The organism is Asticcacaulis biprosthecium C19 (assembly GCF_000204015.1).
In the GTDB taxonomy this organism is placed as follows: domain Bacteria; phylum Pseudomonadota; class Alphaproteobacteria; order Caulobacterales; family Caulobacteraceae; genus Asticcacaulis; species Asticcacaulis biprosthecius.
This window is the reverse complement of the sequence record NZ_GL883077.1, coordinates 965,959-992,890: the sequence shown is the minus strand read 5'-3', so window position 1 is coordinate 992,890 and position 26,932 is coordinate 965,959. Positions and strand designations below refer to the sequence as shown.

27 protein-coding genes are annotated in these 26,932 nt (G+C 62.3%); 19 read left to right on the top strand and 8 right to left on the bottom strand.

The genetic code is table 11. The features are described 5' to 3' along the window. From ABI_RS05085 to ABI_RS05055, 7 genes are all read left to right on the top strand, one after another. Positions 1 to 448: ECF-type sigma factor (locus ABI_RS05085; RefSeq protein ID WP_050808199.1), on the top strand; the 448-nt coding region annotated here is incomplete at its 5' end. Continuing rightward, positions 445 to 2,841 carry a serine/threonine protein kinase gene (locus ABI_RS05080; protein WP_006271780.1) on the top strand — a complete coding sequence of 799 codons (2,397 nt, stop codon included), beginning with the start codon at positions 445 to 447 and terminating at the stop codon, positions 2,839 to 2,841. The genes ABI_RS05085 and ABI_RS05080, both read left to right, overlap by 4 nt. A 196-nt stretch (positions 2,842 to 3,037) precedes the next feature. Continuing rightward, positions 3,038 to 5,164, top strand: a complete 2,127-nt coding sequence (locus ABI_RS05075) for an exonuclease domain-containing protein (RefSeq protein WP_006271779.1) — start codon at positions 3,038 to 3,040, stop codon at positions 5,162 to 5,164. Positions 5,165 to 5,336: 172 nt separating this feature from the next. Continuing rightward, positions 5,337 to 5,819: a DUF2975 domain-containing protein gene (locus tag ABI_RS05070; protein ID WP_006271778.1), complete on the top strand. Its 483-nt coding sequence runs from the start codon at positions 5,337 to 5,339 to the stop codon at positions 5,817 to 5,819. Between the two features lie 10 nt (positions 5,820 to 5,829). Continuing rightward, the gene (locus ABI_RS05065; protein ID WP_040308596.1) at positions 5,830 to 6,318 is read left to right on the top strand and encodes a DUF2975 domain-containing protein; all 489 of its coding nucleotides are present in this window, start codon (positions 5,830 to 5,832) and stop codon (positions 6,316 to 6,318) included. After that, positions 6,319 to 6,552: a helix-turn-helix domain-containing protein gene (locus tag ABI_RS05060; RefSeq protein ID WP_006271776.1), complete on the top strand. Its 234-nt coding sequence runs from the start codon at positions 6,319 to 6,321 to the stop codon at positions 6,550 to 6,552. Between the two features lie 15 nt (positions 6,553 to 6,567). Next, positions 6,568 to 7,404: an endonuclease/exonuclease/phosphatase family protein gene (locus ABI_RS05055; RefSeq protein WP_006271775.1), complete on the top strand. Its 837-nt coding sequence runs from the start codon at positions 6,568 to 6,570 to the stop codon at positions 7,402 to 7,404. A 181-nt stretch (positions 7,405 to 7,585) separates the two neighbouring features. On the opposite strand, the gene ABI_RS05050 is transcribed toward ABI_RS05055, so the two are convergent. Then, entirely contained in the window at positions 7,586 to 7,882 is a 297-nt protein-coding gene (locus tag ABI_RS05050; RefSeq protein ID WP_006271774.1) for a DUF883 C-terminal domain-containing protein, read from the bottom strand. Between the two features lie 205 nt (positions 7,883 to 8,087). On the opposite strand from ABI_RS05050, the gene groES reads away from it, so the two are divergent. Both groES and groL read left to right on the top strand, forming a co-directional pair. Beyond that, on the top strand, positions 8,088 to 8,378 hold the full coding sequence (gene groES, locus ABI_RS05045) for a co-chaperone GroES (protein WP_006271773.1): 291 nt from the start codon (positions 8,088 to 8,090) through the stop codon (positions 8,376 to 8,378). A gap of 33 nt (positions 8,379 to 8,411) precedes the next feature. Next, the gene (groL, locus tag ABI_RS05040) at positions 8,412 to 10,061 is read left to right on the top strand and encodes a chaperonin GroEL (RefSeq protein WP_006271772.1); all 1,650 of its coding nucleotides are present in this window, start codon (positions 8,412 to 8,414) and stop codon (positions 10,059 to 10,061) included. A gap of 135 nt (positions 10,062 to 10,196) precedes the next feature. Here the strand turns inward: groL and ABI_RS05035 are convergent, their stop codons facing one another. Beyond that, on the bottom strand, positions 10,197 to 11,432 hold the full coding sequence (locus ABI_RS05035; protein ID WP_006271771.1) for an amidohydrolase family protein: 1,236 nt from the start codon (positions 11,430 to 11,432) through the stop codon (positions 10,197 to 10,199). Between the two features lie 392 nt (positions 11,433 to 11,824). Here ABI_RS05035 and ABI_RS23415 point away from each other — a divergent pair, with 392 nt between their 5' ends. Then, positions 11,825 to 13,267, top strand: a complete 1,443-nt coding sequence (locus tag ABI_RS23415; RefSeq protein WP_006271770.1) for a sensor histidine kinase — start codon at positions 11,825 to 11,827, stop codon at positions 13,265 to 13,267. An 88-nt stretch (positions 13,268 to 13,355) separates the two neighbouring features. Here ABI_RS23415 and ABI_RS05025 read toward each other — a convergent pair whose 3' ends face one another. From ABI_RS05025 to ABI_RS24880, 3 genes are read right to left on the bottom strand one after another with little or no spacing between them, the layout of a single operon-like run. Beyond that, positions 13,356 to 13,889, bottom strand: coding sequence for a hypothetical protein (locus ABI_RS05025; protein ID WP_211211115.1), 534 nt, complete (start codon positions 13,887 to 13,889; stop codon positions 13,356 to 13,358). Between the two features lie 7 nt (positions 13,890 to 13,896). Further along, positions 13,897 to 15,525: a cadherin-like domain-containing protein gene (locus tag ABI_RS23410; protein WP_006271768.1), complete on the bottom strand. Its 1,629-nt coding sequence runs from the start codon at positions 15,523 to 15,525 to the stop codon at positions 13,897 to 13,899. 13 nt (positions 15,526 to 15,538) lie between these two features. Then, entirely contained in the window at positions 15,539 to 16,123 is a 585-nt protein-coding gene (locus ABI_RS24880) for a hemerythrin domain-containing protein (RefSeq protein WP_006271767.1), read from the bottom strand. A 134-nt stretch (positions 16,124 to 16,257) separates the two neighbouring features. Between ABI_RS24880 and ABI_RS24875 the strand changes: the two genes are divergently transcribed. From ABI_RS24875 to ABI_RS05005, 3 genes are read left to right on the top strand one after another with little or no spacing between them, the layout of a single operon-like run. Further along, a complete protein-coding gene (locus ABI_RS24875) occupies positions 16,258 to 16,395 on the top strand; it encodes a hypothetical protein (protein WP_006271766.1) in 138 nt (45 codons plus the stop codon). 47 nt (positions 16,396 to 16,442) lie between these two features. Continuing rightward, complete coding sequence (locus tag ABI_RS05010) at positions 16,443 to 16,724, top strand: hypothetical protein (RefSeq protein ID WP_006271765.1); 282 nt, start codon at positions 16,443 to 16,445, stop codon at positions 16,722 to 16,724. Next, positions 16,721 to 18,025, top strand: coding sequence for a GAF domain-containing protein (locus ABI_RS05005; RefSeq protein WP_006271763.1), 1,305 nt, complete (start codon positions 16,721 to 16,723; stop codon positions 18,023 to 18,025). The genes ABI_RS05010 and ABI_RS05005 overlap by 4 nt, the downstream gene beginning before the upstream one ends. Here the strand turns inward: ABI_RS05005 and ABI_RS05000 are convergent, their stop codons facing one another. Continuing rightward, positions 18,026 to 18,835 (bottom strand): LytTR family DNA-binding domain-containing protein, encoded by an 810-nt coding sequence (locus ABI_RS05000; protein ID WP_006271762.1) that lies wholly within the window; start codon positions 18,833 to 18,835, stop codon positions 18,026 to 18,028. A gap of 3 nt (positions 18,836 to 18,838) precedes the next feature. After that, positions 18,839 to 19,468 carry a DUF2306 domain-containing protein gene (locus ABI_RS04995; RefSeq protein WP_157138700.1) on the bottom strand — a complete coding sequence of 210 codons (630 nt, stop codon included), beginning with the start codon at positions 19,466 to 19,468 and terminating at the stop codon, positions 18,839 to 18,841. Positions 19,469 to 19,685: 217 nt separating this feature from the next. Here ABI_RS04995 and ABI_RS04990 point away from each other — a divergent pair, with 217 nt between their 5' ends. From ABI_RS04990 to ABI_RS04970, 5 genes are all read left to right on the top strand, one after another. Then, positions 19,686 to 19,889 carry a hypothetical protein gene (locus ABI_RS04990; protein WP_006271760.1) on the top strand — a complete coding sequence of 68 codons (204 nt, stop codon included), beginning with the start codon at positions 19,686 to 19,688 and terminating at the stop codon, positions 19,887 to 19,889. A 110-nt stretch (positions 19,890 to 19,999) separates the two neighbouring features. Continuing rightward, positions 20,000 to 20,413 (top strand): DUF805 domain-containing protein, encoded by a 414-nt coding sequence (locus ABI_RS04985; RefSeq protein ID WP_006271759.1) that lies wholly within the window; start codon positions 20,000 to 20,002, stop codon positions 20,411 to 20,413. Positions 20,414 to 20,520: 107 nt separating this feature from the next. Continuing rightward, positions 20,521 to 21,198, top strand: a complete 678-nt coding sequence (locus ABI_RS04980; protein WP_157138699.1) for a hypothetical protein — start codon at positions 20,521 to 20,523, stop codon at positions 21,196 to 21,198. A gap of 173 nt (positions 21,199 to 21,371) precedes the next feature. Next, entirely contained in the window at positions 21,372 to 22,136 is a 765-nt protein-coding gene (locus tag ABI_RS04975; protein WP_006271757.1) for a prephenate dehydrogenase, read from the top strand. 220 nt (positions 22,137 to 22,356) lie between these two features. After that, on the top strand, positions 22,357 to 22,725 hold the full coding sequence (locus ABI_RS04970; RefSeq protein ID WP_006271756.1) for a hypothetical protein: 369 nt from the start codon (positions 22,357 to 22,359) through the stop codon (positions 22,723 to 22,725). A gap of 6 nt (positions 22,726 to 22,731) precedes the next feature. Here the strand turns inward: ABI_RS04970 and ABI_RS04965 are convergent, their stop codons facing one another. Next, positions 22,732 to 24,612 (bottom strand): cation:proton antiporter domain-containing protein, encoded by a 1,881-nt coding sequence (locus tag ABI_RS04965; protein WP_157138698.1) that lies wholly within the window; start codon positions 24,610 to 24,612, stop codon positions 22,732 to 22,734. A 191-nt stretch (positions 24,613 to 24,803) separates the two neighbouring features. Between ABI_RS04965 and ABI_RS04960 the strand changes: the two genes are divergently transcribed. Continuing rightward, entirely contained in the window at positions 24,804 to 26,915 is a 2,112-nt protein-coding gene (locus ABI_RS04960; protein WP_006271754.1) for a M13 family metallopeptidase, read from the top strand. Positions 26,916 to 26,932: the final 17 nt, after the last annotated feature.

Below are 26,932 nucleotides of genomic sequence, written 5' to 3'. Positions count from 1 at the left end.
CGCCGCGCGGCTGCGGCGGGAGTACAATTCGTCCCTGTCGACCGGCGACCTGATCAACGACGCCGTGCTGCGGCTGATGCAGGTCGAGCGCATCGAAGGCGACAACCGCGCCCACCTGATCGCTTTGGCGTCACGACTGATGCGCAACATCCTGGTCGACCATGCCCGTCTGAAGGCCACCGACAAACGCAAACATCACAAGGTCGAACTGACGACCCAGGTCGAAGGCGGACAAAGGCTTGACCTGAAATCGCTGGAATCCGCGCTAATCCGTCTGAAGGCCATTGATGAAGGCCTGATGGAGCTGGTGGAGATGCGCTATTTCGGCGGAATGACGGTGGAGGACATAGCCGAGGTGACCGGTTTGTCCGAGGCGACGGTGAAGCGGCGGTGGCTGGCCGCGCGCGCCTGGCTGACCGATGCCCTGATGCACCCGGTCGATCAATGACGGATCTGGGATCCGAACGCGAAGCCATCTCGCTCTTCGAAGCCCTGCTGGATGTGCCCGAACCCGACCGTTTGGCCTGGATCGACGAGCACACAGCCGGGCGACCGAAGGTGCGCGAACGGCTTTTGGCCATGCTGCAGGCCGATACGTTGCACAACCTGCGGACCGGCGGTGCGACGGATACGGTCGAACCCGAGCGTGAGCCTGAGCGTATCGGCGCTTATCGCATTACCGGACTGATCGGGCGCGGCGGCATGGGATCGGTCTATCGCGGCGAGCGCGCGACTGGGGATTTTGCCCATACGGTGGCGATCAAGTTGATCAAGGCTGGGCTGCTGTCAGGGTCGCTGGTCGAGCGCTTCCGGCGTGAGCGCCAGACCCTGGCCAGTCTCAGCCATCCCAATATCGCGCGACTGTATGACGGCGGCGAGACCGAGGACGGCGCGCCCTATATCGTGATGGAATGGGTCGACGGATTGCCGTTGCAGCACTGGGTCGAGGCGGAGGATCCGCCACTGGACCGGCGTTTGGCGCTGTTCGGCGATATGTGCCGCGCCGTCGGCTGCGCCCACCGCAGCCTGGTGGTGCACCGGGATCTGACGCCGTCAAACGTGCTGGTGACGCGCGACGGCGTCGTCAAGCTGATCGACTTCGGCATTGCCAAGCTGACGGATACGGAAGCCGCCAATGAAGCTTCCCGGGGGACCACAAAGGCCTCGCTGGCCTCGGCGCAGTTAAGCCTGACGCCGGGATTTGCGGCGCCGGAGCGGCTGATCAGTTCGGAGGTGACCACCGCGGCCGACATCTATTCTCTGGGGCGGCTGCTGGATAAGCTGGTGCCGGAGGGCGACGAGGAGATACGAGCTGTGATCGCCCGCGCGACAGCGGTCAAGCCGGGTGATCGCTATGCGACGGCCGAGGCGCTGCTGGGGGATATCGATGCCTATCGCAAAGATTACCCTGTTGCGGCGATGGCCGGCGGTCGCGGCTATGTCTTCGGCAAGTTCATTATGCGCCACCGTTTCGGTGTGGCGGTGGCGGGGATTGCGGCGATCGCCGTGGTAGCGGCGTTCGGCCTGGTGCTGAGCGCCAATCACGAGGCGCAACTGGCCCGCGCCGAGGCCGAGACCCGCTATGCGCAAACGCGGGAACTGGCCAATACCTTGTTGTTCGACGTCTATGACGAGGTCAGCGCCGTGCCGGGCAGCACCAAGGCGCGCGTGCTAATCGCGCAGACGGGTGTAGACTACCTCGAAAAGCTGGCTGAGGATCGTAGCGCCCCGGTGGGCGTCCGCATCGAGGCGGGAAAAGGGTTCGTCCGGCTGTCCCAGGTAATGGGCGGCGGCCAGGATGCGACCCTGGGCCGGTACAAGGACGCCACGGCATTGCTGGCGCGCGGCGAAGCGGTGCTGAAAGCCGTCCATGAAGAGAATCCGGACAATGCGGAGGCGGCGGCGGCCTATGCCGGGCTGTTGGTCGAGCAGTCGGGCAACAACCTCTATAATGACAGTAATTCGGCGAAAGCGCGCGAGCAGGCATTGGCAGCGCAGGCCCTCTTGAAAGACCGCGCCACGACCGACGTCAAGCTGGCCGCCACCTATTTGATGGCCATCCAGGCCGAGGGCGATTCCTGGCTGTGGGAGGATGAATTCGAAAAGGCCCGGGATGTGCTGCTGCGTGCCGATGCCTTTTACACGGGCCTGAAGCCCGAGTATCGCAACGACCTTTCCGTTCTCGCCGGCCGCAGTTCTTCGTTGCGCCTGCTGGGCGAGGCCTGGCACAAGCTGAAGAAACCGGACGAAGCCAAGGCCGTCCTGGCCGAAAACATCGCCGTGAACCGCGAGCGCGTTCGCCGCGACCCGCAAAATCCCAAGGTGACGCGCGGGCTTATCCTGGCCTTGCGCTACAACGCCATTGTTCACCGTACCAACGGCCGCGACGCTGAAGCCCAGGTGACGATTTCCGAGGCCTTTACGCTGGCCCAGGCGCTGCAAAAACGCGATCCGGCCGATACCGGCGCACTGGAGCTGGTCGCGGCGGTCGGCGATGTCTATGCCCAGGTGCTGACCGACCGCAAACAGTATGATGAAGCGGAAAAGGTCAGCGACGATGTCATCGCCGCCCAGCGCAAAAGGATCGAGATTGCCGACGGGGCACCATTTGCCGTGCGCGGTTTGGCGACGACCCTGGCCACGCGCGGCGGTAATTTCTACAATGCCGGACAGTATGACAAGGCCTGTGAGGCCTGGGTGCAGACGCGCGAAACCTGGGAGGGGTTGGCGGCGCGTGGCCAGTTGAGCCAGACCGACCGGACCAACGGCTATGCCGAGGTGAAGGACTATCTGAATAAGGCGTGCAACCCGCCGCGTGATGGGTTGGGAGATGAGGTTTAGGTTTCCGTCCCGGATAGGCGGTCGGCCCCCTTCGCGTCTTCGCGTCTTCGCGTGAGACATCCTGCGAAGTTTCGGCGAAGCGGAACCCAGGAAGATAATTCACGCGAAGACGCGAAGGCGCGAAGAAGGATTCAACCCGGTTGTGATACCGCATGGCCTTGCGTCGCGACGTGAACGAAGGTAGAACAAACGTCGCATGTCCCGAACGCTTGTCCTGCCGCCGACCTATTATCGCGATCATTTCGTCGAAATGACCGGCTTTGTCGCCCGCCTGTATGGCGATGTTCTGGGGGACGCCGAGAAGGCGTTTCTCGACCAGTTCGCGTCGCTTGATGACGACGCCCAGTGCCTGTTCGTGCGCATGTGCAATCGTAAAAAGCAGGCGTTTACGGCGGCCGACCTGAGCTATGCCGAGATTGGCGGAGTCGATGGCGGGCTGGCGCGGTTGCAGGCGTCAGGGTTTATCCGGCCGGCCGAAGCGGAGGATTTTCGTCACTGTTTGAATGAGCTCAGCAAGACCGACCTTGTCGCCCAAGCGCGTCAGGGTGGTGTCGAAGGCTTCAAGGCATCGTGGGCGAAACCGGAACTGGTTAGGTGGCTGGTCGAGGCCCTGGAGCCCGATGAACTAGACGCTGTGTTCGGACTGTCGCGGCTGGTCGTGCCCTGTCACAAGGAGACGCTGGGTTTCCTGCTCTATCTCTATTTCGGGCGGCTGAACGACAATCTGCTGAGTTTTACCCTGCGCGATCTGGGCGTAGTGTCGATCAAGGCGCGCGAGGCCTACACCGCCCGGTTCGACTCGATCGACGAGGCCCGGGCCGGCTTTGTTTACAGCGACGCCCTGCGCCGGTTGCGCCATGGCGAACATCCGGAGCGCATCGATCTCGATGCCCTGCCGCCGACGCCGACCGAGTTCAGCCAGGGCCTGCGCAACGACCTGCTGTTTCAGTTGGGCCAGCATCATGAAAAGCGGGGCGATGGCGAACGGGCCCTGGCGCTTTACGGGCTGTCGAGCGCCTTCGACAGCCAGGAACGCACGGTCCGTCTGCTGTATGCGCGCGGCGACCATAACGACGTCCGTTTGCGGCTGGAGACGATGCTCGAGGCCCCTGACCACGACGAGGCCTGTTTGTTTGCTCAGGACTTCCTGGCACGCAAATTTGGCAAGCGCAGGACATCGGTATTCACCGACCTGCTGCGAGGGGCGAGCGAGATAACCGTCGACGAGCTCTATCGCGGTTTCCCCGAAACCGCCGCCATGCACCATTTCGAAGCCGAGGGTTGGTCGGGCCATCATAGCGAGAACGGTTTGTGGCCGGCCTTGTTTGGCCTGGTGTTCTGGGACGAGCTGTTCGAGGGTCCGGGCGCGCTGTCGTGTGGCTTCGACGCCGTGCCCCAGGCGCTGAAGGACCGGACGTTTCATGTCAAGTTCGCGGACGCCATTGCTCATAAGTTGGCGGGTGTGGCGGACGGCTGGATCGAGGATCTGGTGTTGCGCACTTTCCGCAGGCATGAGGGCGCCGGCAGTGGGTTATTCTACTGGGACGCCGGCTTACGCGCCCGCATGCAGTCGTTCGTGCGCGCGGCCCCGCCCCAGGCCCTGCATCGGATTCTCAGCGAGATAACGAAAGACTTCTATGCCCTGCGCGATGGTTTTCCCGACCTGATGCTAACGCGCGCCGACGAGGTGCGTTTTGTCGAGATCAAGGCCGAAGGCGACCAGATTCGCCGGCACCAGTTGGCGCGTTTGAAGCTGTTGCAGGAGGCCGGGTTCGATGCCTCGATCCTGAAGGTCGCCTACCGCACCGATCCGGATACCACCTATGTCGTGGTCGATGTCGAAACCACGGGCGGCCGGGCCGTCAATGACAGGGTAACCGAGATTGCCGCCGTCAAGGTGCGGGGCGGGAAGATCATTGCCGAGTGGTCGTCTCTGATCAATCCGGAGCGGCGGATTCCTGGCTATATTACGCAACTGACCGGCATCACCAATGAGATGGTCGCCGGGGCGCCGAAGTTTGCCGAGATTGCCGATGATCTGGCGGCGTTTCTAAGCGGCGCCGTCTTCGTGGCGCACAATGTCAATTTCGACCACAGCTTTATCGCGTCGGAGTATCGCCGGCTGGAGCGGCGGTTTCATGCGCCGAAACTGTGCACATGTGCGGGGATGCGCAAATACTATCCTGGCCATGGCTCGTATGGCTTGGGGCCTTTGTCGAAAGAGTATGGCATACGGTTGGAGAACCATCACCGGGCGCTGGACGACGCGCGGGCGGCGGCAGAGTTGCTGCATCTGGTCAATGAGAAGCGATTGGCGGCGTAGAGATACCCCTCCCCCTTCGGGGTTCCCCTCCCCATAAAATGGGGAGGAGGGCGTTTGTGGCTCCCCATGGTGTGACCTTGATGCTTTGAGCTTGCGCCCCTTGACTTTAAGTCTAATTTAAATTTATATGCCTTCAAGATAAAGAAATTGAACTTTTATCCGGAGGCTCGTCGTGTCGAAACTGCCAATTCCCCTGCCCGCCCTGTCGATTGTGATCAAGATCGTGGTTGTCGTACTTGCGCTCGCCTTCATCTCCGAAAAGTCAGGTGACCTAAAGACGCTCGACTTCACCGCCGGTGACACCTGGGCCAATATGAAGGTCGTGTCTCTCTTCTGGCTCACCCTGTTGCCGCAGGGCTTTTATCTCTGTGCCGTCTGGGCGGCGTCAAACGTGTTCGGCCGGATCGGCCGCGGCGACGCCTTCGGGCCGGCCATGGTCAAGGGCCTGCGCGAAACCGGTAGTTGCCTGGTCTACGGCGCACTGCTGGCCATCATCGTCATTCCGACCCTCTATCCGATGCTGAGCGAGCACTTCCGCGGTGTCCGCTACAACCCGGAAATCGAGAGCGTCACGATCGGCCTGGTCGGTGTGGTGCTTTATCTGCTGGCCAGGCAGGGCCAGGCGCTGAAGGCCGAGTTGGAACAATTCGTTTAAGGAACCCGCCATGACACAACAGAATTTCCGCAGCTACAGAGTGGCGACCCAGATCGTGGCCGGTGTTTTGCTCGTCAGCCCGGTGCTCCAGAGGCTGCTGGAGATAACCCGCGAACTGCCACCGGAACCGGGCGTCTTTCTGGGGCCATTCTGGCTGGCCCTGGTTTCTCCGGCCTATTGGCTGGGGCAGGTTCCAACACTGTTTTACATCGCCGCTCTGTGGCCCGCTGCCCGCGTATTTCAGGAACTCGATTCCGGCAAGCCGTTTTCCGCCGCCGCCGCTCGCGCGCTGAACGGCATCGGCACCTGTCTGTGCCTGGGCGGGCTATGCGCGATCACCTTTGTGCCCTATGGGGTCTCTCTCCTAAGCGGCCAGCCAAAGGCAACGGACATTTCGATTCACATCCTGCCCCTCGTCCTGATCGTGGTCGGCCTGGTGATGAACGCCCTGGGACGTGTCGGGGCGAAACTGCAGACGGAACTGGAAGACTTTGTCTAGATGCCTGTCCGCGTAACCCTCGACATCATGCTGGCGCGGCGCAAGGTCCGCGCCAAGGACCTGGCCGCCCAGGTCGGCATCAGCGAAACCCAGATGTCCCTGCTGCGCACCGGCAAGGTCAAGGGCATGCGTTTTGACACACTGTCAAAGCTGTGCCTGCTGCTGGCATGTCAACCCGGCGACATCATGGAATATGATCCGGCTCAAGGCGACCTGACGAAGGGCGAAGACTGAGGTATAAGCCTGACCATGAAAATCTATATCCCCGTCGCCCTGCTTTCGCTCACCGCCTGCGCCACCCTGCCAGAGGCGGCGCCGCAGACCCTGCGCGTGATGAGCTACAATATCCGCTACGCCAATGACGCCGACCGGCCGAACTGGGGCGAGCGTCGCGAGGCCTTGGCGAAGCAGGTCGCCTTTACCGATCCCGATATCCTGGGCGTGCAGGAGGCCCAGCCGGTGCAGGTGGCCTATTTGGCGGCGCAATGGCCGGGCTATGACCATTATGGGCTGGGGCGCGATGATGGCGTCAACGGCGAGACCACGACCCTGTTCTGGCGGCGGGACCGGTTTGAAACCGTGTCGAAGTCGCACCAGTGGTGTTCGCCAACACCCGACCGGCCGGGCAAGGGCTGGGACGCCGCCTGGCCGCGGACGATCACCCGCCTGGTGCTGCGCGATAGACTAAGCGGCAAGGTGCTGGATGTCCGCAACACCCACCTCGACAATGAAGGCGCCGTGGCGCGGGAAAACTGCGCGAAACAGGTCGCAGGGATAGTGGTCGAATCCGGCGCTTTGGTCATCGTCCTGGGAGATATGAATTCAGGGCCCGACAGCGCGCCGTATCGCGTGCTGACGGGGGACGCCTTGGGATTAAAAGATGCGCGCAAGGCGGCGACGGTCGACTTTGGTCCGCCGGGGACGTTCAACGGGTTTGACCTGTCGGCAACGCAGGGCGAGGCGATCGACCATATCTTCGTGCCACGCGGCTTAGCCGTGACGCGTTATGGCGTACTGACGGATTCCTTTAGCGGCAAGGTGATATCCGATCATTTTCCGGTCGTTGCGGATATCCGCGTTGACTGAACCGATCTTGAACCCACCGCGCAGCGGAACCCTCTAAGGGAAGCGGATCCACAGATTACACAGATTAGAGGGATTAAGGAGAGAATTTTTGCGCGACGCGCCTCTTAATCCCTCTAATCTGTGTAATCTGTGGACCCGCTTTAAATACGACGAAACGCACTCCGCCGATTTTCGAAGTGTCTTACCGGCGGGACGTACCCGCGATCAGCAGGCCGAGCGCGAAGCCGACGCCCAGGGCGACCAGGGCCGTGGGGACCGGATGTTCCTCGACCGTACGGCGGGCGTCGCGGCCCAGCTTGTCGAAATCGGCATTGTCGGCAAATTCACGCACCTTGATCTCGGCTTCCTTGGCGCGCTCGGCCAGGACATGGGTGGCGTGCTCGACCTCATGACGGATCGATTCGGACAGTGATTTCAGATCGCCTTCGTTCAGCGACGTGATTTTGGCGGCGGCGGCCTTGGCCTTGTCGGACAGCATGACGGGTCTCCCTCGATGGAAATATGCCCCACTATAGCGCATCGCATATAAAGAATTCATGCGCGCCTTCGCCGCAGGGGCAGCAAAATTTTGCAAGCCCTGCCCTTGACTCGCTATGACGCCACCACTATCTGCCAGCAGTCGTTAGCACTCGCGTGTGCTGAGTGCTAACAGACCATCGCCATTTTAATCTGGAGAGATATCCATGAGCTTTCGCCCGTTAGGCGACCGAGTCCTGGTCAAGCGCGTCGAAGAAGAAGCCAAGACCAAGGGCGGCATCATCATCCCCGACACTGCCAAGGAAAAGCCCCAAGAAGGCGAAGTCGTCTCCGTCGGCCCCGGCGCCCGCAATGAAAAGGGTGAACAAGTCGCCCTGGACGTCAAGGCCGGCGACCGCGTCCTGTTCGGCAAGTGGGGCGGCACCGAAGTCAAGATCGACGGTGACGACCTGCTGATCCTGAAAGAATCCGACATTCTCGGCGTTCTCGTACGCTAATCGTAATCCAAGCAACCAAAAGGAACATCCATAATGGCTGCCAAACTCGTTTATTTCGGTTCCGACGCGCGCGACAAGATGCTGCGCGGCGTCAACATCCTCGCCAATGCGGTGAAGGTCACCCTGGGCCCCAAGGGCCGCAACGTTGTGCTCGAAAAGTCGTTCGGTGCGCCGCGCTCGACCAAGGACGGCGTCTCCGTCGCCAAGGAAATCGAGCTCGAAGACCGCTACGAAAACATGGGCGCGCAGATGATCCGCGAAGTCGCGTCCAAGACCAATGACAAGGCCGGTGACGGCACCACGACTGCGACGGTTCTGGCGCAAGCCATCGTCCAGGAAGGCCTCAAGTCGGTTGCCGCCGGCATGAACCCGATGGACCTGAAGCGCGGCATCGACAAGGCCGTGGCCGTCGTCGTCGAGCAGATCAAGCTGTCGTCCAAGAAGGTCACCAGCAACGAAGAAATCGCCCAGGTCGGCACCATTTCCGCCAACGGCGATGCCGAAGTCGGTCAAATGATCGCCAAGGCCATGGAAAAGGTCGGCAACGAAGGTGTCATCACCGTCGAAGAAGCCAAGACCGCTGAAACCGAACTGGACGTCGTCGAAGGCATGCAGTTCGACCGCGGCTACCTGTCGCCGTACTTCATCACCAACCCGGACAAGATGGAAGCGGTCCTCGAAGACCCGTACATCCTGGTGTTCGACAAGAAGATCTCGTCGCTGCAGCCCATGCTGCCGATCCTGGAAGCCGTGGTTCAGTCGGGCCGTCCGCTCCTGATCATCGCCGAGGACGTCGAAGGCGAAGCCCTGGCCACCCTGGTCGTCAACCGCCTGCGTGGCGGCCTGCGCGTCGCCGCCGTCAAGGCGCCGGGCTTCGGTGACCGCCGCAAGGCCATGCTGGAAGACATCGCCGTGCTGACCGCCGGCCAGGTCATCAGCGAAGATCTGGGCATCAAGCTCGAAACCGTTGGCCTCGACATGCTGGGCCGCGCCAAGAAGGTCACGATCACCAAGGAAAACACCACCATCGTCGATGGCATTGGTGAAAAGTCCGAGATCGAAGCCCGCATCTCGCAGATCAAGAAGCAGATCGAAGAGACCACGTCGGACTACGACAAGGAAAAGCTGCAGGAACGTCTGGCCAAGCTGGCCGGCGGCGTTGCGGTCATCCGCGTCGGCGGCTCGACCGAAATCGAAGTCAAGGAAAAGAAGGACCGCGTCGACGACGCCCTGAACGCGACCCGCGCGGCCGTGGAAGAAGGCATCGTCCCGGGCGGCGGCACCGCGCTGCTGAAGGCTTCGAAGGCTCTCGTCAATCTGAAGGGCGCCAATGCCGATCAGAACGCCGGCATCGCCATCGTCCGCAAGGCCATCCAGGCGCCGCTGCGTCAGATCGCCGAAAACTCGGGCGTTGAAGGCTCGGTCGTCGTGAACAAGGTTCTGGCCAATGCTGACGCCAACTTCGGCTTCAACGCTCAGACCGAAAAGTATGTCGACCTGGTTGCCGATGGCGTCATCGACCCGGCCAAGGTTGTGCGTACGGCTCTGCAGGACGCGGCTTCGGTCGCGGGTATCCTGATCACGACCGAAGCGGCCGTGGCGGAAGCCCCGAAGAAGGACTCCGGTTCGCAGCCCCAAATGGGCGGCGGCGGCATGGGCGGCATGGGCGGCATGGATTTCTGATCCAGCCCTCAGGCACCTGTCTGAACATAGAAAGAGCGGGTCGCAAGGCCCGCTCTTTTTGTTTGGTCGCAAGCGCTCCTTTCAGAACGCATCCCAAAAAATGTGATGCACTTTTGGGAAAAAGATTCGCTCCCATTACGGACGCGGCGCGGCGCGAACGACGATTTTTCCGCCTTGCATGACCCACATGATGGATCGAGTGTTACCTATACTCTGGCGCGGATCGGCAGACAGCAACACCAGATCGGCGCGCCTGCCGACCTCCACAACGCCAATATCGTCCCGGCGCAGGGCCTCCGCAGCACTTGCGCCGGTCATGCGCAAAATCTGGTTCGGCGTCAGGCCGGCTTCTGCCAGCAAGCCAAACTCCTGATGCAGGCCTTCTCCTGGCGTAATCCATTCGTTCGTCAGATCGGTACCGGTGACCAACAGGACACCGCCATCGCTCATTGCCTTGACCCAGCGCAGGAGTTTCGGCCTTGCCGCGGTCCATCGCCGATAGTCTTCGGCGGTCCAGTCAGCCGTCGCATCGGCGCACTGTTCCCAGTCGTTGCGTAGTTCCGGAAAGGATGTGAGGTAAGGGTTCTTCCGATACCTCTCATCCTCTTGCGGCGAAAACTTACCATCATAGGCGATCAAGGTAAGGTCAACCGATATGCGCTCGCGGGCGAGGAGGGAAATCAGCTGTTGCTGGTCGGCGCTACCTGGATCGAAGGCTTCCAGCCAATCGATGCGTGAGCGAAATCCCGGCCGCGCTTCCAGCGCTTTCATGTAGGCCGGGCGCGCTGCAGGTGGCAGGCTTTCTACCGACCAATCCACGCTATGCGCCAAGTGGTCGATACCAAGACGGGCACCCGCGGCCCAAGACGTCTTTTGAAGATGACCGATCACCGGGATATGGTGACGGTGCGCCTCGTCGATCACGGTCGCGACCTGTTCCGGCCCTAAGCGGGCGTAGACCTTGAAGTAGTCAGGGCGGTTGGGCAACGCGTCGCGTACCGCGGCGCGCAGTTGCGCATCGGTGAGGGCAGAATCGTTGATGAGTTCGGCTGAGGCCAGCGCCCGAGGTCCGCGAACACGACCGGCATTTACGTCATCTCGCAGCTTGAGCCCTTCAACCGTCGGGGTGGCGGGACTACGCACCGTGGTGATCCCGAACTCCAGTTGTCGTGACAGGGCCTTTTCTGACAGGCCGCGATCAAACTGCGGCTCGGCACGACCTGGGTGGCATCGCGGGAAAAGAAGATGCGCGTGCATGTCGATAAAGCCGGGCAAGAGGAATTTCCCCTTGCCGTCGATAATCTCGGCACCTGCCGTCCCGCCTTGCCCACCTTGCTCGATCCGAACGATGCGGTCACCTACGATCACCACGCGGGCATCCGTGAGAGCCTGGTCGCCCCGACCATCCAGCACCGTGACATGATCAATAATCGTGGGACGTTGCGCGCTCCCTGCAGGAGACTTTGCGCACGAACCGAGAAGCAGAACCGCACACCCAAGTGTTAGTAAATTTCTGATCATTGGGTTAGATTACCCCCTCCTATGAGCGCCTTCCGTTTCTGGAAGCGAGAAGAATTCTTGCAAGCTAACACCAGCATTTTAGGAAGCGCAATGGATATACCTGAAGACGGTGGTGGTCCGTAGGCGGCCAAACAACGCAGGGAGACTATCGCTGCGTGTCGTGATGAAGGCTGACAATTCCGCCCTATTGCTGATGACAGAACACTGATATAATTGCCGAAATCAAGGGACTATCTGCCACCATGCCCACGGTCATTGAATCGCCCTCCGAAAATGGCCGCCGGTTCCTGACCCTGCCGACGCGCATCACCATCGTGGTCGGCATTCTCTTCGTCGTGTCGCTGAGCGTGATGGTCTTCGGGCTGACCACCCTGTCCGATTACAACCGGATGATGGCCAGCTATGGCCGCGCCTCGGAAAACGCCTATATGGGCGAACGCCTGAACCGGCTGATCAGTTCGGCGGTGATGGAGTCGCGCGGCATATACCATGCCCGCTCACCGGACGAGACGCGCGATTTCGCCGACCGCCTGGATCAAAATCTTGACGATATCGAGACCGTGCTGGCGAAGTGGCGAAAAGCGGGGACGGCCACACCCGAGATCGGATTTGAACAGCTGGAGACGCGAGCCCGAAAGTTCATCGCGGTTCGACGCGGACTGAGCCGGGCCGCCCGAGAGCAAGGCCCCGCAGCCGCCGAGGCCATCGGACTGATCGATCGCCCGGAGCGCATGACCTTCCAGTCGGATATAGATCGTGTGGTCGTCGCCACACGCCACACCCTGGAGGTGGAGACGGCCCGGGCGAACAGTTATCGTCGTGACCGGGCCTTCAGCTTCCTGTATTTTGCCCTGGCCTCGATCGCGGTCACGGCGGGGCTGACCTTCTGGATCGTCCAGCATTTCATCCTGCGCGAGATCGAACGGGTACGCGTCGCGGACGAGGAGCGCGAGCACCTTCTGAATCAGTTGATCGAATCCAATACCGACCTGGAACGGTTTGCCCACGTCGCCTCGCACGATATGCAGGAACCTGTGCGCATGGTGAATATCTACAGCCAGATGGTCGCCGAGGATTACAAGGACCGGCTGGACGAGAAGGGGCGGCGCTATCTCGGCATTATCAGTACGTCCGCCCGGCGGATGCATTTGATGGTACAGGATTTGCTGCGCTATTCACGGCTGAAGAACGAACCCGTCGAGGCCGCCGTCGTCGACCTCGAAGACCTCATGGTGCACGTGCGCGCGAACCTGGGACAAAGACTGACCGATACCGGCGCAAGGATCGAAAGCGGCAAGCTGCCGCAGGTGTCGGGCAATTCCGTGCAACTGCAGAGACTTCTGGAAAACCTGATCGGCAATGCCATCACCTATCAGCCGGAAGGCCAGACGCCGGTGATCACCGTGGCGGCGGCGGAGGCCAGCGGACGCTGGACCGTCGGCGTCACCGACAACGGCATCGGCATCGCCCCCGAAAACGCGGAGACGATCTTCGAGGCGTTTCGCCGTCTGCATACCTGGGACGCTTACAACGGCACCGGGCTGGGCCTGTCCATTTGCCGCAAGATCGTCGAGCGTCATGGCGGCAAGATCTGGGTCGAGCCGGCGCCCGGCGGGGGTTCGCGTTTCTGCTTTACCCTCGGCAAGGTGCCGGATGCCGCTACCGCGCCTGCGGTTGCCGCATAGGTGTTGAACTCCGGCATGGGACGCCAGGTAGGGCGTGTCATCCGTGGTTAAACCTCTTTGCCCACGCCCCGATGACGGCGCGTGTTGTTCAGCGCCTCTTGTAGAAATCAACGGCGGCATGGGCCGCGGCATCGTAGGCCTCCAGTTCGACCCGCGCCGGCGCCGTCTTGCCATCGCGCGCCAGGTAGAAATAGCGCTCATAATGGGCATAGGCCTTCTGGCACAGGACGTCGCGTTCGGCATCACGGTCACCGGTATCCAGCCGGTAGGTCTTCCAGGTTTCCCAACTGTAGCCGGCACAGGCTGTCTCGTTCTCCAGCCAGTCGACGATGCCGCCATGCTCACGCATCAACCGGCCAGTCACGTCGTTGGGATCATCCGCCGGCGCGACGGTGTTGAACGCGCCAGCCTTGATCTGATGCTCCATTTCGTCTGCCGAACGGCGCATCTCAGCGATGTCCTCGGGCGGGAGCTGACCTGCCATCTTGGTCGCCGTTTCACGCAGTTGACGCACGACCTCGGTCATGGCCGCGCTATTGTCCTGAGCCTGCACGGCAACAGGCGACAGAGCCAACATCACGGCAGCTGCCAGGGCCGCACACCGGCCGGGTTTCATAGGCATTTTCACCTTATCCATAAATGACCATGTCCCAGCCGGCCGTGTAAGCTGTTTGGGCCATGACGTGCTCGCCATGCCCCCCGACTGGCTCGTCGGTCCCGACAATGTTGACCGTTATCGATGCCGTGGCATGGCCACCGAAGCCGTCGCTGAGCTCGTAGGTGAAGCTGTCGGTCGCCGTCTCGCCCGCCGCCAGGTACTGGAAGGCGCGGCCGGGATCATAGGACAGGGTACCGTCGTCAAGGATCGTCACGGCGCCGAGGGTGGAACCGACGTTGAGACCAAAAACGAACAAATGGGCATTGGCATCCGGGTCGTGGTCGTTGAGGGTGACATCGATGCCCGTCAGCACTCCGTCTTCGCCGATGGTGTAAACGTCATTGACCGCGGTAGGCGCGTCATTGGCACCGGTGATGGTAACCGACAGGGTCGAGTGGCTGGTATTGCCATAGGGGTCGCGGACCACCACGTCGGCGGCGGTGACGACGCTTTGGCCGGCACCCAGGGCCTGATAAGCAACGCCGGGCGTCACCGTGACCTGACCCGTCCGGCTAAAGGCCAGGGACAGGTTGGGGTTAGCTGAGGTGACCGAAACCACGGACAGGGCATCGCCATCATCATCGCGGTCATTGGCCAGGACATTGACCTTGCCGACGCCGTCTTCGGATACCGTCACGACGTCGCTCTGCGCCACGGGGGCGCGGCCACGCGACAGCATGTGCGCCATTGTCACGGTGCCGTCGGCAAAGGCCAGCCGGTCGACCAGAACCAGGGTGTCGGTACCGTCGCCATTCGGGCGAAGGTCGCGCAGCACGACACCGTCATCGATGCGGAAGATGTCGTAGTCGGCCTTGTTGCCGCTGTAGACGGCGGTATCGAGTCCGGAGCCGCCGTCGATCACGTCGTCGCCCGCGCCACCGGTCAGCACATCCTCGCCGGTATCGCCGCTGAGGGTGTCATTCTGCGTGCCGCCAGTGAGGCTGTCATGACCCAGGCCGCCGGCCAGGCGGTCGTCGCCGTTGCCACCGAGGATCAGATCATTGCCGGCTTCGCCAATCAGCAAGTCGCCCTCATGCCAACCGTCGAGCGTGTCGTTACCGGCGCCACCAAAAAAGGTGTCGCTGCGCACCCCGCCGGTCAGGATATCGGCGCCGCGACCACTGAACAGCGACACCGATTCGACACGGACGACGCCGGTGCCGTTATCCAGATACTGCGTCAGCGATGTATCGCGCAGGTCGAAGCGGATGGACGCTGTTGCCGCGCCGCGGAACAGAACGGCGGTATCCAGCCCCGCACCACCGTCCAGTTGATCGACACCCCAGTTGGTCATGACGCGGTCGCCGTCAAAGCCGGCGCAGAGATAGTCTTCGCCGTCACCGCCGTTCAAGGTGTCGTTGCCGGTACTGCCGATCAGGACGTCGGTGCCGCCGCCGCCGTCCAACCGGTCATGGCCGGTGCCCCCCTCCATGGCATCGTGGCCGTCGCCGCCGCTCAGGACATCATTGCCCGTGCCGCCGTCGATCGTGTCATCGGCACTGCCGCCATTCAGTGTATCGTGGCCGGCAACGCCGAGAATTTGGTCGCTGTCGCCGCTTCCATCGAGGCGATCATGGCCTCCGGTTCCCCAAAGTATCATCGTCTTGTCCTCCTTAGATTTCTGCGACCGGCAGGGTGGCGCGTTCGGCGGGACTCAAGGCCGGCACGATCAGATCCATGAAAGCGGCCATGTTCTGTGGGCTGATCGAACGCATGATAGCGCCTTCGATGGCGCCGATCTGGGCATCAGTCATAGAGGCCCACAGATGCGGCTGGGCCACGGTTTCTTCCTCATACATATGCAGCAGGTCCTGCGCCACATAGTGGCCGAAGGCGAGGTACAGGCGGCGGGCATGGGCGGGCACCAGGACCGACGGCGCGCCTTCGATGCCGCGGATCAGGTTTTCCAGGCGTTGAAACGTATCGCGGTGATGGTCGTGCTGGCGTTCCAGCAGGCCGGCGTCCTCCATGTGCGGATGGATGAAGGTCTCTTCGTGTTTGATATGAAGCGCGGCCAGGGCCAGCAGCCGGCGCAGGTCGGCCAGGGTCTGGCGACCCGACGCGGTGATCATGTCTTCATTGCCCAGCCGTACCAGCATGTCGGCCTGGGCCTTGCGCAGCCCCTTGTGGATAAAGCCGTACAGGTCGTGGCGTCCGTTCAGGTCGCACAGACCCGCTTCCAGTCTCATATCGTTCATAGATCGTCTCCTTGGTTTCAGGCGGCGGCTCTACGGCGGCGTGAATCCTTAAGCTTCCTAAAATTTTCCTAAGCGCGACCACTTCCGAATCCGGGAGCGGCGCTCTATGGTTGCGGCCGGTACGAGGTGACCTCTTGCAGCTGACATCCGACATCGTCCGCCACGTCGAAGGCCAGGTGATGATCATCGCCGCGGTGCGCCGGGGGACGCCACCGCCATTGCCCGCTCCGCCGGCGCGCGATGTAGCGACAACGGCGATGTCGAACTGCTGATCAGCCGGCAATGGTCCGCCGCAGTCGATGCCGTGGCGCCGGGAGGGATGATCGCCGCCACATTTACCGCGCCGGCTGACTACCGTTCTTACCAGATCAAGGGACAGGTCATCTCCGTCGCGCCTGCAGGTCCGGACGGCGAGGCCAGGGCCAGCCTCTATGTCGACGCCATGCTAAAGGTGATGACGGGCCTGGGCGTCAGCCGGGAGCAGCTGTCGCACACCTTTCCGCTGGCCGGCCTGGTATGCGTCCGCTATCGACCGGAAGCCGTGTTCGTCCAAACGCCAGGCCCCAAGGCCGGCAGCGCCGTGACGGATTCCGAAACATGAGGTTGGGTGATATCCGCAGCAGTCTGGAGGGGCTGGTCCCGTCGGTCATCGCCACGCTGGACGAAAACGGCATGCCCAATGTGTCGTACCTCTCGCACGTCCATTATGTCGACGACGGCCACGTCGCCCTTTCCAACCAGTTTTTCTCGAAAACCTCACGCAATATCCGCCGCCTCAATGCGGCCCAGTTGATGGTGGTCGATGGCCGCAGCGGTCAGCAGCACGTACTGGACATCGCCTATGTCCGCTCCGAGGAGGCAGGTCCGCTGTTCGAGCGCATGGCGGCCCTGTTGAAAGTGAACGACCGCCTTGCCATGATGAAGCTGCGAAGCGCCGATATCTACCGCGTGCTCGGCCTGGCGCCCATCGAAGCGCTGATGCCGCTGACCGCTACGCCGCCACGGCTGCCGCCGCGCGCCGACCTGGCGCGGGTCGCCGAAGCCTGTCAGGATCTGGCCAGGCTGGACGACGCCGATGCCTTGCTGGAAGCGGCACTGGACGGACTGGAGGGCGTCTTCGGTACGGCGCAGGCCCTTATCCTGACGCCGGACAATGACGGAACGCTGAGCGCCATTTCCCATCGCGGTTACGGCCGTGAAGGCGTCGGCGCCGAAGTTGCGGTGGGTGACGGCCTGATCGGCCTGGCGGCGTCGACGCGGCAGTCGCTGCGCATCAGCGACCTGCGCCGATCCCAGAGGTATGCCTCGGCCGTCGCCGCGGCGCATCAGGCCGATCCGCGCCATATCCCGCTGCCGGGTCTCAGCAACGCCCTCAGCCAGATGGCCGCACCCATGATCTGCCAGGGACAACTTGCCGGCGTTGTGTTTGTCGAATCGGACACGGCCTTTGCCTTCCGCCACGAGGACGAAAGCGCCCTGGCGATCCTGGCCGTGCATCTGGCGGCGGCACTGCGATTGAGCGACCACCAGGCGCGGCAAGCGGTGGCCACCCCGGCAGGGCCGGCCGTCCCCAGCGAGGGACCGGTGATCCAGGTGAAATACCATGGCTATGACGACAGCGTCTTTATCGACGACGCCTATGTCGTGCGCGGTGTGCCGGGACGATTGCTGCACAGTTTCGTGTCGGCCTATCTGGGGACAGGCCAGGACGTCTTCTCGAACCGCGAAATCCGCCGCGATCCGGCGCTGAAACTGCCGGAATGGAAGGACAATCTCGAAACGCGGCTGATCCTGCTGAAAAAACGCCTGGACGAGAAGGCGGCGCCGATCCGGCTGGAGCGCCTGGATCGCGGCCGGCTGCGGCTGATGGTTGCCGGCCGGCCACAGATCGAAGTGGCGTAATCAGGAACGCCCCAGGCGCTTCAGGATGTCGTCGCGATAGGTGCGGCTGACCACGATCTCGGCGCCGCTGATCAGCGTCAGCACCCAGCTCCCATCGTCCAGAGCGCGCGCCGACGCCACCCGCGCCAGGTTCACCACGGCCGAACGGTGCGCCCGGGCAAAGACCACGGGATCCAGCCGTTCCAGAAGCGCCGTCAGAGTCTCGCGCACCAGGCCCTCACGGCCATTCCAGTTGACCACGACGTAGTTGGCGGCGGCGCCGAACCATTCGACCTCGGAGGCCCCGACCGGTACCCTTTTGCTGCCGGTCGAGACCAGAAGCGGCGTTTCACCGCCTGGCGCTGCAGCGCGCGCGGCGTCCAGGGCCTGGTTCAGCTCGGCAGCGCGCGCGGCTTCGGCCTGAGCCAGGCGCCAGGTGGCGACCGCGATCACCATGGCAGTAATCGCCGTGGCGATCAGGACATCGATCGGCAGCCGGCTCAACCAGCCCTGCACCACCGTGCCTGAAGCACCGAAGCTGTGGTCGATCCAGGCCGCGAACAGGGCATGGCCGGCAACATAGACCGCCCAGGCGGGATTAAGCGCCGCGATCAGGATCGCTTTCAAACCCAGTCGGGCGACGATGCGCGCGACAATCCAGGCAAACGGCCACCAGCTACCGTAGATCAGGCCCTGCCACAGCACGGCGTGGCTCAACGGCAGATCGACACCCGACTGGCGCCGGATGGCGATGATCGCCATGGACGCAAATCCGATGGTCATGAGACAGAACACGACACCCATCCAGACCGGCCAGTGCCGCAGCTTCATGATTCATCCTCGTCGTGCTTTGCGAATATGGAGCACCAAAAACACGATCATCACAAGCGTGCCGACGGTCTGGGGCAGAATCTGGCTCCACGGCTGGCCCTCTCGCAGCAGACTGCCGGCGCCGGCGGACATCATGGCGAAATAGGCGCCGGTCATCTTCAGACCGTGGTCGATCTCACGGACATGCCTGCGCCAGGTCTGAGCCCATAGGTGACGACTGAGATCGTAAACCGCGATCGTCGCCAGGATACCCAGGATACTGTAGCCAAGGACCGGCGGCCACGACGCAGTGCCGCGCCCCATGGCCAGCATCAGCCAGCCGCAGGCGGCCAGCGCCGCCACAGCCAGGACGGCATCGATGACGCCGGGCGCTGCGCGGAACCGCGGCATGGCGCGCACGCCGCCGGTGAAGTTGTAACCGGCCGACAGCGTCGCGATGACCAGCGGTCCCGGCTGCGGCCAGAACAGGATGCCGGCCAGGGCGGCGCTCAGGACGCCGGTGCCGGCCACCACGAACAGCCAGCCGAAAACACGGTGGACGCCGCGTCCCTTGGGCGCCAAGAGGGGAAACAGGCCGAGGCTGAGCGCCAGGAGGCCGCAGATGACGTGAATTTGGATATTGAGACTGTGCATGCCGCCACGATGACAATCGTCCGCGGACGGCGCCAGGGCGCGGGGACGAACGCCAGATCGCGGGGATGAAATAAAAAAGCCGTAAGCGTGACTGGCGATTTTCGCCCGTTTGGGGTACACCTGAGACCGTTCATCAGGGCCGTTAAGAGTTTAACAAGGGCGCCGTGTTAACACTTTCCCTTACGTCTTCCTTATAGTCCTAGCTGAGTACGCGTCGATGACCCTTGTCGAAAAACTGGTGAAACCCAAGCGCCTGATCATTGCCGGCTGCATCATGAGCCTGGTTCTGACCGTCGCCATCGCCGTCGAATACTACACCAATTTCGACACCATCCGCTATGTCCGTACAGCCTTCTATTTCCTGGTCCTGGAATATATCTGGGCTTCGGTGCGCCGCGAATTCTTCGACGGGAAGATTTGAAGCCACTTCTAAACTGCGCTGAACCGTGTCACCTTTGGTGCGGGGCGACAGGCGTCACGGCATCGTGCTGTGGATGCAGCCCCTATTCTCAAGCCAAAGGGGCTGTGATCATGGGTTTCGGCGAAGCTGTCAAAAGCTGTTTCAAGAACTACGTCAATTTCGAAGGCCGGGCGTCGCGCTCGGAATTCTGGTTCTTCCGGCTGTTTATGTTTCTGACGATCATCGGGGCCATCGTGCTGGCCGCGATCGCGGCCGCAATAGGAGGCGATAGCGCGCAATCAGTCCCTGGCGTCACCGGCCTCTTAATGGGAGTTTTCTTTCTGGGCATATTGCTGCCGGATATTTCTGTCAGCGTCCGAAGGCTGCACGACACCAACAAGTCGGGTTTCTGGCTGCTGATTTCCTTCATACCGTTCGGCGGCATAGTGCTGCTGGTCTTTTTCTGCACTGGCAGCGACAGCGGACCCAACCGGTTCGGACCCAATCCTTACGCTCGCAACACGATCGCCAAAACGTTTGAATAAAGCCAGACCGCGCCCGCCGCTTTGCAACAGCATGGTTGCGGGCGCGCCCGAAATTGACCATAAAGCCCGCGTAGACGATATATGTCCCTGTCTTTGTGAGCCGCCAGATGCGCTTTTTCGCCGCCACCGTCCTTCTTGCCCTCACCGCCGGCGCAGCCGCGACCCAGAACGTCATGGCGCAGGAAGCCCTGGTGCCGGCCGGCCTGAACGTCTTCTTCTCGCCGGCGGGCCAGCCCTTCCGCGCCAAGGGCAGCGAGGCCTATCCCAAGGCGACGTGGTTCGCTCAGGCCGATGGCGACAAGGACGGCAAGATCAGCCACGACGAATTCCTGGTCGACAGCATGGCCTTCTTCATCATGCTGGACCAGAACAAGGACAACGTCGTCAACAGCCCGGAAAACACCCGCTACGAGACCCAGATCGCGCCGGAAATCACGCGCGTCGATCCGCGTATCCGTCAGCCCAAGGTTTTTGCCCGCGCGCCTGACCCGACGGTCGACATCGAAAACAATCCGGCTCAGAACCGTTACGTCAAGTCGGTCCAGGGCGCATCGCAGTACAGCCTGATCGACGAGCCCCAGCCCATCCGCGCCGCCGATTCGAACCTGGATTTCAAAGTGTCCGATGTGGAATGGGTTGCCGCCAGCGAACAGCGCTTCGGCATTCTGGATGCCAATGCTGACGGCGGCATCGCGCTGGAAGAACTGACCAAGACGCCGGCTCAGGCGGCTGCCGAGGCCCCCAAGAACGATAAGCCCAAGAAAAAGCGGATGTTCGGCGGGTAATCCAGCAATTCTATTCTACCCAGACGGCTCTATGGAGGCACATCTTCACACCGCCTCGGGTATTTGCGCAAAAAACGTGCTGAAATTGCGTATTCGGCGCGTGTTTTGTCTCGCCACGACGTATACCATATGATAAGGGGCGCGCTTTCGCAAACCAGACACAGGTGGGGTGGGTGCTTAAAAAGCGGGTCGACAAGCTGGGACTGTTCGGATTGGGGGCCTTCGGCCGCCTGATCGTTAAGCACCTGTCACCGTATTTCGACATCTACGCCTATGACCCGAGCCCGCAGGCCCGCGCCTTCGCCCGCCGCCACAACGTATCCATGGTCAGCCTGGAAGAAGCGGCCGCCTGCCGCATCGTCGTCCTGGCGACGCCGATCCGCGCGATGAAAGCCCTGCTGGAAACCATCGCGCCCCTGGTCCATCCGCGCGCCCTGGTCATCGATGTCGGCTCGGTCAAGATGAAGCCGGCCGCCTGGCTGGAAGCCGCCTTGCCAAAAAGCACCTATATCCTGTGCACACACCCGCTGTTCGGACCGCAGTCGGCGCGCAAGGGAATTCATGATCTGGAGATCGTGGTCTGTCCGGTGCGTATCCGCCGCCTGAACCCCATCCTGCGCTTTTTCCGCGAGACCCTGGACCTGAAGGTCTCGGTCGCCACGCCGGAGCAGCATGACAAGGCCTTGGCAGCGGTCCAGGGCCTGACCCACCTGATCGCCAAGGTCATGTCGGGTCTGGAGCCTCTGCCCACCGTGCACACCACGCGGTCGTACGACCTGCTGATGCAGGGGATTGGCCTGGTTGCGGGCGATTCCGACGAACTGTTCCTCAGTATCGAACGCGACAATCCGTTCGCCGCCGAGGTCCGTCGCCGCTTCTTCCACGAGATCGATGGCCTGCGCAGCCGCCTGGAAACCCACGACGGCAACGGCAAGTAATACCCAACAGCTATGATCTTGACACATCGTGGGTCAGCAAGCGCGGCAGCATTTTATTTGAAAACTGCGATTTTCAAACTGCGCAAGATGTATCAGCCTTTTTACGGATAGGGATAGGCTAACAAGCTTTGTCATTGGCAGTCGCCACGGGACGATGTTAGGTTTTGACGATCCCTTTGCAAATCTTGTGAACCCTACCAGGTAAGAGAAACGGAGCCACATGCGCTACCTTGCCCCACTCGCCCTCGTCTTCAGCCTGTTCGCCACGGCAGCCATCGCCAATGAACAAAGCGATCTCGAAGAACAGACCCTGTCCCACCTTCAGGCCAGCAACGCAGCCCTGGACGCCGCGTCGACCGCCATCGACAGCGGCAATGTTCAGGGCAGTTGCCCACATCTGAGAACGGCCAGCGGCGAACTGGACGCAGCCTATGACACTCTGGGTCGCTATCGTCAGGTCGTACTTTCAGACACGGCTCTGACCACGTCGGAACGTGACACCCAGGTTGGAGAACTGACCGAACTCCAGAGCCAGATCCAGCAGCAGTCCGACGACATCGATGCCCTCGTGGCGCAACATTGCACCTGATGCGACCTACGGCGCCCGTTCGGCGACAGCGTCTTCCTTGCCGGTGACCCGGGCCTGCGCCGCGCGCAGAACCGATGTACCGCCACCGCCGCGGATGCCGAACATCTGACGGAAGACGTCGCGGCGTTCGTGCACCGAGGCCAGGACCAGACCCATGGGCACGCCCAGGTCAATCAGCGTGTTTTCCGCCAGTTGCAACGAGGCTTCGATGGTTTCCGGCACGGCATCCGTCGCCCCCATCTGATACAGGCGCTGGGCGTGGTCGGCATCACGGGCACGGGCGATGATGTGGACGTCGTCGCGCACCGACCGTATGGCCTTGACGCACTGGTCGGTGAAGCCCGGATTGGACGCCGTCACCACCACGCCGCGGACCTTTTCGATCCCCATCCGCGCCAGGAAATCCGGCACGGAGGCGTCGCCGTACCAGGCTTCAATGCCCAGGGTGCGGGCGCGCTGGACGACCTGGGGATTGAAATCGACCACGGTGAAGGGGATCTTGTGTTCCTTTAGCATGTCGGCCACCAGGGCACCGACGCGGCCATAGCCGACCACGATGACGCGGGCGGCGGTTTCGCCTTCGGAGATGACCTCCGGCGCCTCGGCCGTCTTTTGCGGCTGGACCTGCTTGCCGATGCGGCTGGCGATGGCGGCCAAGAAGGGGATGGAGAACATCGACAGGATGGCCGCCAGGATCACCGCCTGACCGAAGCCCGAATCCAACACCTTGTGGCCGATGGCTTCGTCGATAATGACGAAGGCGAATTCCCCCGCCGGCCCCAGCACCGCCGCGGTTTCGACCGCACTGCGCGGCGACAGGCCGAACGACCGGGCCAGCGGATAGACCAGCGCAGCCTTGATGGCGATCAGCGCCGAGGCCAGGCCAAAGACCAGTCCCGGGCTCGCCAGGATCACCGACACGTCAAGCCGCGCGCCGACGGTTACGAAGAACAGCCCCAGCAGAAGACCCTTGAAGGGGTCGATCATGACCTCGATCTCGCGCCGGTATTCGGTTTCGGCCAGCAGGACGCCGGCGACGAAAGCGCCCAGCGCCATGCTCATGCCGGTCATGACCGCGACCTGGCCCGACAGCACCACCACCAGAAGACAGGCAGCCATGAACAGTTCGCGGCTGTTGGAGACGGCAGCGGTGTTGAACAGGGGACGCAGCAACCAACGGCCGCCGATGACCAAAATCGCCATGCCGATCAGGGCCGGAATCAGAGCCAGCAGGCCTTCGAGACCCTGGGAGGTGCCATTGGCGGCGCCGGCCAGCATGGTGACCGTGATCAGGATCGGGGCAACGCTAAGGTCCTGGGCCAGCAGTATGGCGAAGACCGAACGGCCGGAGGACGTCCGCAGCGCCTTTCGGTCGGCCAGGACGGGGATGACCACGGCGGTCGAGGACAGGGCCAGGGCCATGCCCAGCATGGCGGCGCCGATCCAGCCCGTTTTCATGGCGGCGAACAGGCAGGTCAGCACGACAGCCGACAGGATGACCTGGGCGCCGCCCAGGCCGAAGATCAGGCGGCGCATCGATTTCAGACGTTCGAAAGTCAGTTCCAGGCCGATCGAGAACAGCAGGAAGACCACGCCCAGTTCCGCCAGTTGGTGCACGGCATGGGACTGCATGACCGAGAAATCGTCGAGCCAGGGCACGTTGGCGGCAATGCGACCGAAGACGTCGGGCCCCATCATGACGCCGACCAGCAGAAACCCCAGGACCGAAGAGATCTTGTAGCGCTGAAAGATCGGTACGATGACCGCGGAGGCCAGCAGGAACATGATAATGAACAGGTAGGCGCCGTCACCCGCTCCCGCTGCGTGGCCAGCCGACTGAACCACAGATGTGGTCAGGTCGGCGACATCGGGCGTCGAGGAGATCATGCGCATTCCTTTCAATTTTCCGTGGATTTTCAAACTATGGGGGAAGGGTCACGAGAATGTAACCCCAAAAGTGGCGAAAAATGAAAAAACATGCCCCTTCCCGCCATAAGATGAACAAAATTTCACATTGCGGCGTGGCGCAAAGCCTATAGGGTGGGAAGAAAGTTTCATTCCCAACCGGAAGCTCGCCCATGCGCCTTATCAAACTCCTCACCCTGAGCACGGCCCTGGCCGTCGTCACCACGCCGGCTCTGGCCGTGGACAAGGACCTGGCGGCAGCGCGCGGCCAGCGCAGCCTGCATGGCCTTGAAACCTATTTCGCCCAGGGCGAAGGCGGGACGAACCTCACCTCGGCCGCGCGCTACGGCACCTGGGGCGTCGACCTTGACGGTATGGACACGTCGGTGGCGCCGGGCGACAGCTTCTTCCGCTACGCCAACGGCAAGGCGCTGGACGCCCTGGAAATCCCGGCCGACAAGACCTCCTACGGCGCGGCCTACAAGCTGATTGACCTGGCCGAAGCCCGCTCCCAGGCGATCATCGAAGGCCTGGCGGCCCGTTCGGATCTGACCGGCGACGACGCCAAGATCGCCGCCATGTACAGGTCCATGATGGATACCCAGACCGTCGAAGCGCGCGATGCCGCGCCTCTGGCGCCACTGCTGGCTTCGGTGCGCGGGATCAAGACCAGGTCGGAGATGGCTGCCTGGATGGGCAGGAGCTCGGGCACCTTCGGTTCCTCCTTCTTCAGCGCCTATGTCGCCGCCGACGAAAAGAACCCGAAGATCAACATCGTCAATATGGGCCAGTCGGGCCTGGGCCTGCCCGACCGCGACTACTACCTGAAGGATAACTTCGCCGACAAGAAGGCCAAGTACGAGATCTATGTCGCCGACATGCTGCGGCTGATCGGCTACCCCAATGCGACCCAGGCGGCGAAAGATATCGTCGCCATGGAGACGAAGATCGCCGAGGTGTCGTGGACGCGGATCGAACGCCGCGACTCGACCAAGATGTACAACCCCTTTACCCGCGCCGAGCTGGCCGCCTATGCCCCGGGCTTCGACTGGGCGGCGTATTTCAAAGCGGCCCAGCTCGACAAGGCGTCTAAGGTGGTGGTCGGTGAAAACACCGCCTTCCCGAAAATCGCCCAGGTCTTCGCCGAGACACCACTGGAAACGCTCAAGGCATGGGAAACTTTCCGCGTCATAGACCAGGCTGCGCCCTACCTGTCGGCGCGTTTCGTCCGCACCGCCTGGACCTTCCGTTCTAAGGAACTGGGCGGTTCGCAGCAGCAGCGCCCACGCTGGAAACGCGCCATCTCGGCCGTCGAGGGCTCCCTGGGTGAAGCTCTGGGCCGCACCTATGTCGCGCAGTACTTCCCGCCGGAGTCCAAGGCCAAGATGCAGGCCCTGGTCGACGATCTGCTGAGCGCCATGAAAGTGCGCATCGACAACCTGGCCTGGATGTCGCCCACCACCAAGGCCAAGGCGCAGGAAAAGCTCAGCAAGTTCGTGGTCAAGATCGGCTATCCCGACAAGTGGCGCGACTATTCCGGCCTGACCATCGATGCCGGCGACCTCTACGGTAACCAGGAACGCACCAGCGCCTTCGACTGGGCCTTTCAGGTGTCTAAGGTCGACCAGCCTGTCGACAAGCTGGAATGGGGGCTGACGCCGCAGACCGTCAACGCCTACTATTCGCCGACCCAGAATGAGATCGTTTTCCCGGCCGCCATCCTGCAACCGCCGTTCTTCGATCCCGAGGCCGACCCGGCGGTCAATTACGGCGGCATCGGTTCGGTCATCGGCCACGAAATCAGCCATGGCTTCGACGACCAGGGGCGCAATTATGACGGCGACGGCGTGCTGACCGATTGGTGGACCGCCGAAGACTCCGACAAGTTCACGGTGCAGGCCACGAAGCTGGGCGCACAATACGACGCCTATGAGCCGGTGGCGGGCCATAAGGTCCAGGGCGCCCTGACCATGGGTGAAAACCTCGCCGACCTGGCCGGGCTTCTGATCGCGCTGGACGCCTATCGCATCTCGCTGGACGGCAAGGACGCCCCAGTGCTGGACGGCTTTACCGGTGACCAGCGAGCCTTCCTCGCAGCGGCTCAGGTGTGGCGTTCCAAGCGGCGCGAGGCGACCATGATCCAGCTTCTGGCCGTCGATCCCCACTCGCCGGACGAATTCCGCGCTATTGGCCCGGCGCGCAATATCGACGCCTGGTATGAAGCCTTCAAGGTGGTCGACGGCAAGTACTACCTGAAGCCCGAAGACCGCGTCCGCATCTGGTAAGGGTGCGAGGCACCCTT

Excerpts from the sequence above, each read along its gene's own strand:
- ABI_RS05080 (WP_006271780.1), top strand. The coding sequence starts at position 445 with ATGACGGATCTGGGATCCGAACGCGAAGCCATCTCGCTCTTCGAAGCC.
- ABI_RS05075 (WP_006271779.1), top strand. The coding sequence starts at position 3,038 with ATGTCCCGAACGCTTGTCCTGCCGCCGACCTATTATCGCGATCATTTC.
- ABI_RS05065 (WP_040308596.1), top strand. The coding sequence starts at position 5,830 with ATGACACAACAGAATTTCCGCAGCTACAGAGTGGCGACCCAGATCGTG.
- ABI_RS05060 (WP_006271776.1), top strand. The coding sequence starts at position 6,319 with ATGCCTGTCCGCGTAACCCTCGACATCATGCTGGCGCGGCGCAAGGTC.
- ABI_RS05055 (WP_006271775.1), top strand. The coding sequence starts at position 6,568 with ATGAAAATCTATATCCCCGTCGCCCTGCTTTCGCTCACCGCCTGCGCC.
- ABI_RS05050 (WP_006271774.1), bottom strand. The coding sequence starts at position 7,882 with ATGCTGTCCGACAAGGCCAAGGCCGCCGCCGCCAAAATCACGTCGCTG.
- groES (WP_006271773.1), top strand. The coding sequence starts at position 8,088 with ATGAGCTTTCGCCCGTTAGGCGACCGAGTCCTGGTCAAGCGCGTCGAA.
- groL (WP_006271772.1), top strand. The coding sequence starts at position 8,412 with ATGGCTGCCAAACTCGTTTATTTCGGTTCCGACGCGCGCGACAAGATG.
- ABI_RS23415 (WP_006271770.1), top strand. The coding sequence starts at position 11,825 with ATGCCCACGGTCATTGAATCGCCCTCCGAAAATGGCCGCCGGTTCCTG.
- ABI_RS05025 (WP_211211115.1), bottom strand. The coding sequence starts at position 13,889 with ATGCCTATGAAACCCGGCCGGTGTGCGGCCCTGGCAGCTGCCGTGATG.
- ABI_RS23410 (WP_006271768.1), bottom strand. The coding sequence starts at position 15,525 with ATGATACTTTGGGGAACCGGAGGCCATGATCGCCTCGATGGAAGCGGC.
- ABI_RS24880 (WP_006271767.1), bottom strand. The coding sequence starts at position 16,123 with ATGAACGATATGAGACTGGAAGCGGGTCTGTGCGACCTGAACGGACGC.
- ABI_RS05010 (WP_006271765.1), top strand. The coding sequence starts at position 16,443 with ATGATCGCCGCCACATTTACCGCGCCGGCTGACTACCGTTCTTACCAG.
- ABI_RS05005 (WP_006271763.1), top strand. The coding sequence starts at position 16,721 with ATGAGGTTGGGTGATATCCGCAGCAGTCTGGAGGGGCTGGTCCCGTCG.
- ABI_RS05000 (WP_006271762.1), bottom strand. The coding sequence starts at position 18,835 with ATGAAGCTGCGGCACTGGCCGGTCTGGATGGGTGTCGTGTTCTGTCTC.
- ABI_RS04995 (WP_157138700.1), bottom strand. The coding sequence starts at position 19,468 with ATGCACAGTCTCAATATCCAAATTCACGTCATCTGCGGCCTCCTGGCG.
- ABI_RS04990 (WP_006271760.1), top strand. The coding sequence starts at position 19,686 with ATGACCCTTGTCGAAAAACTGGTGAAACCCAAGCGCCTGATCATTGCC.
- ABI_RS04985 (WP_006271759.1), top strand. The coding sequence starts at position 20,000 with ATGGGTTTCGGCGAAGCTGTCAAAAGCTGTTTCAAGAACTACGTCAAT.
- ABI_RS04980 (WP_157138699.1), top strand. The coding sequence starts at position 20,521 with ATGCGCTTTTTCGCCGCCACCGTCCTTCTTGCCCTCACCGCCGGCGCA.
- ABI_RS04970 (WP_006271756.1), top strand. The coding sequence starts at position 22,357 with ATGCGCTACCTTGCCCCACTCGCCCTCGTCTTCAGCCTGTTCGCCACG.
- ABI_RS04965 (WP_157138698.1), bottom strand. The coding sequence starts at position 24,612 with ATGATCTCCTCGACGCCCGATGTCGCCGACCTGACCACATCTGTGGTT.
- ABI_RS04960 (WP_006271754.1), top strand. The coding sequence starts at position 24,804 with ATGCGCCTTATCAAACTCCTCACCCTGAGCACGGCCCTGGCCGTCGTC.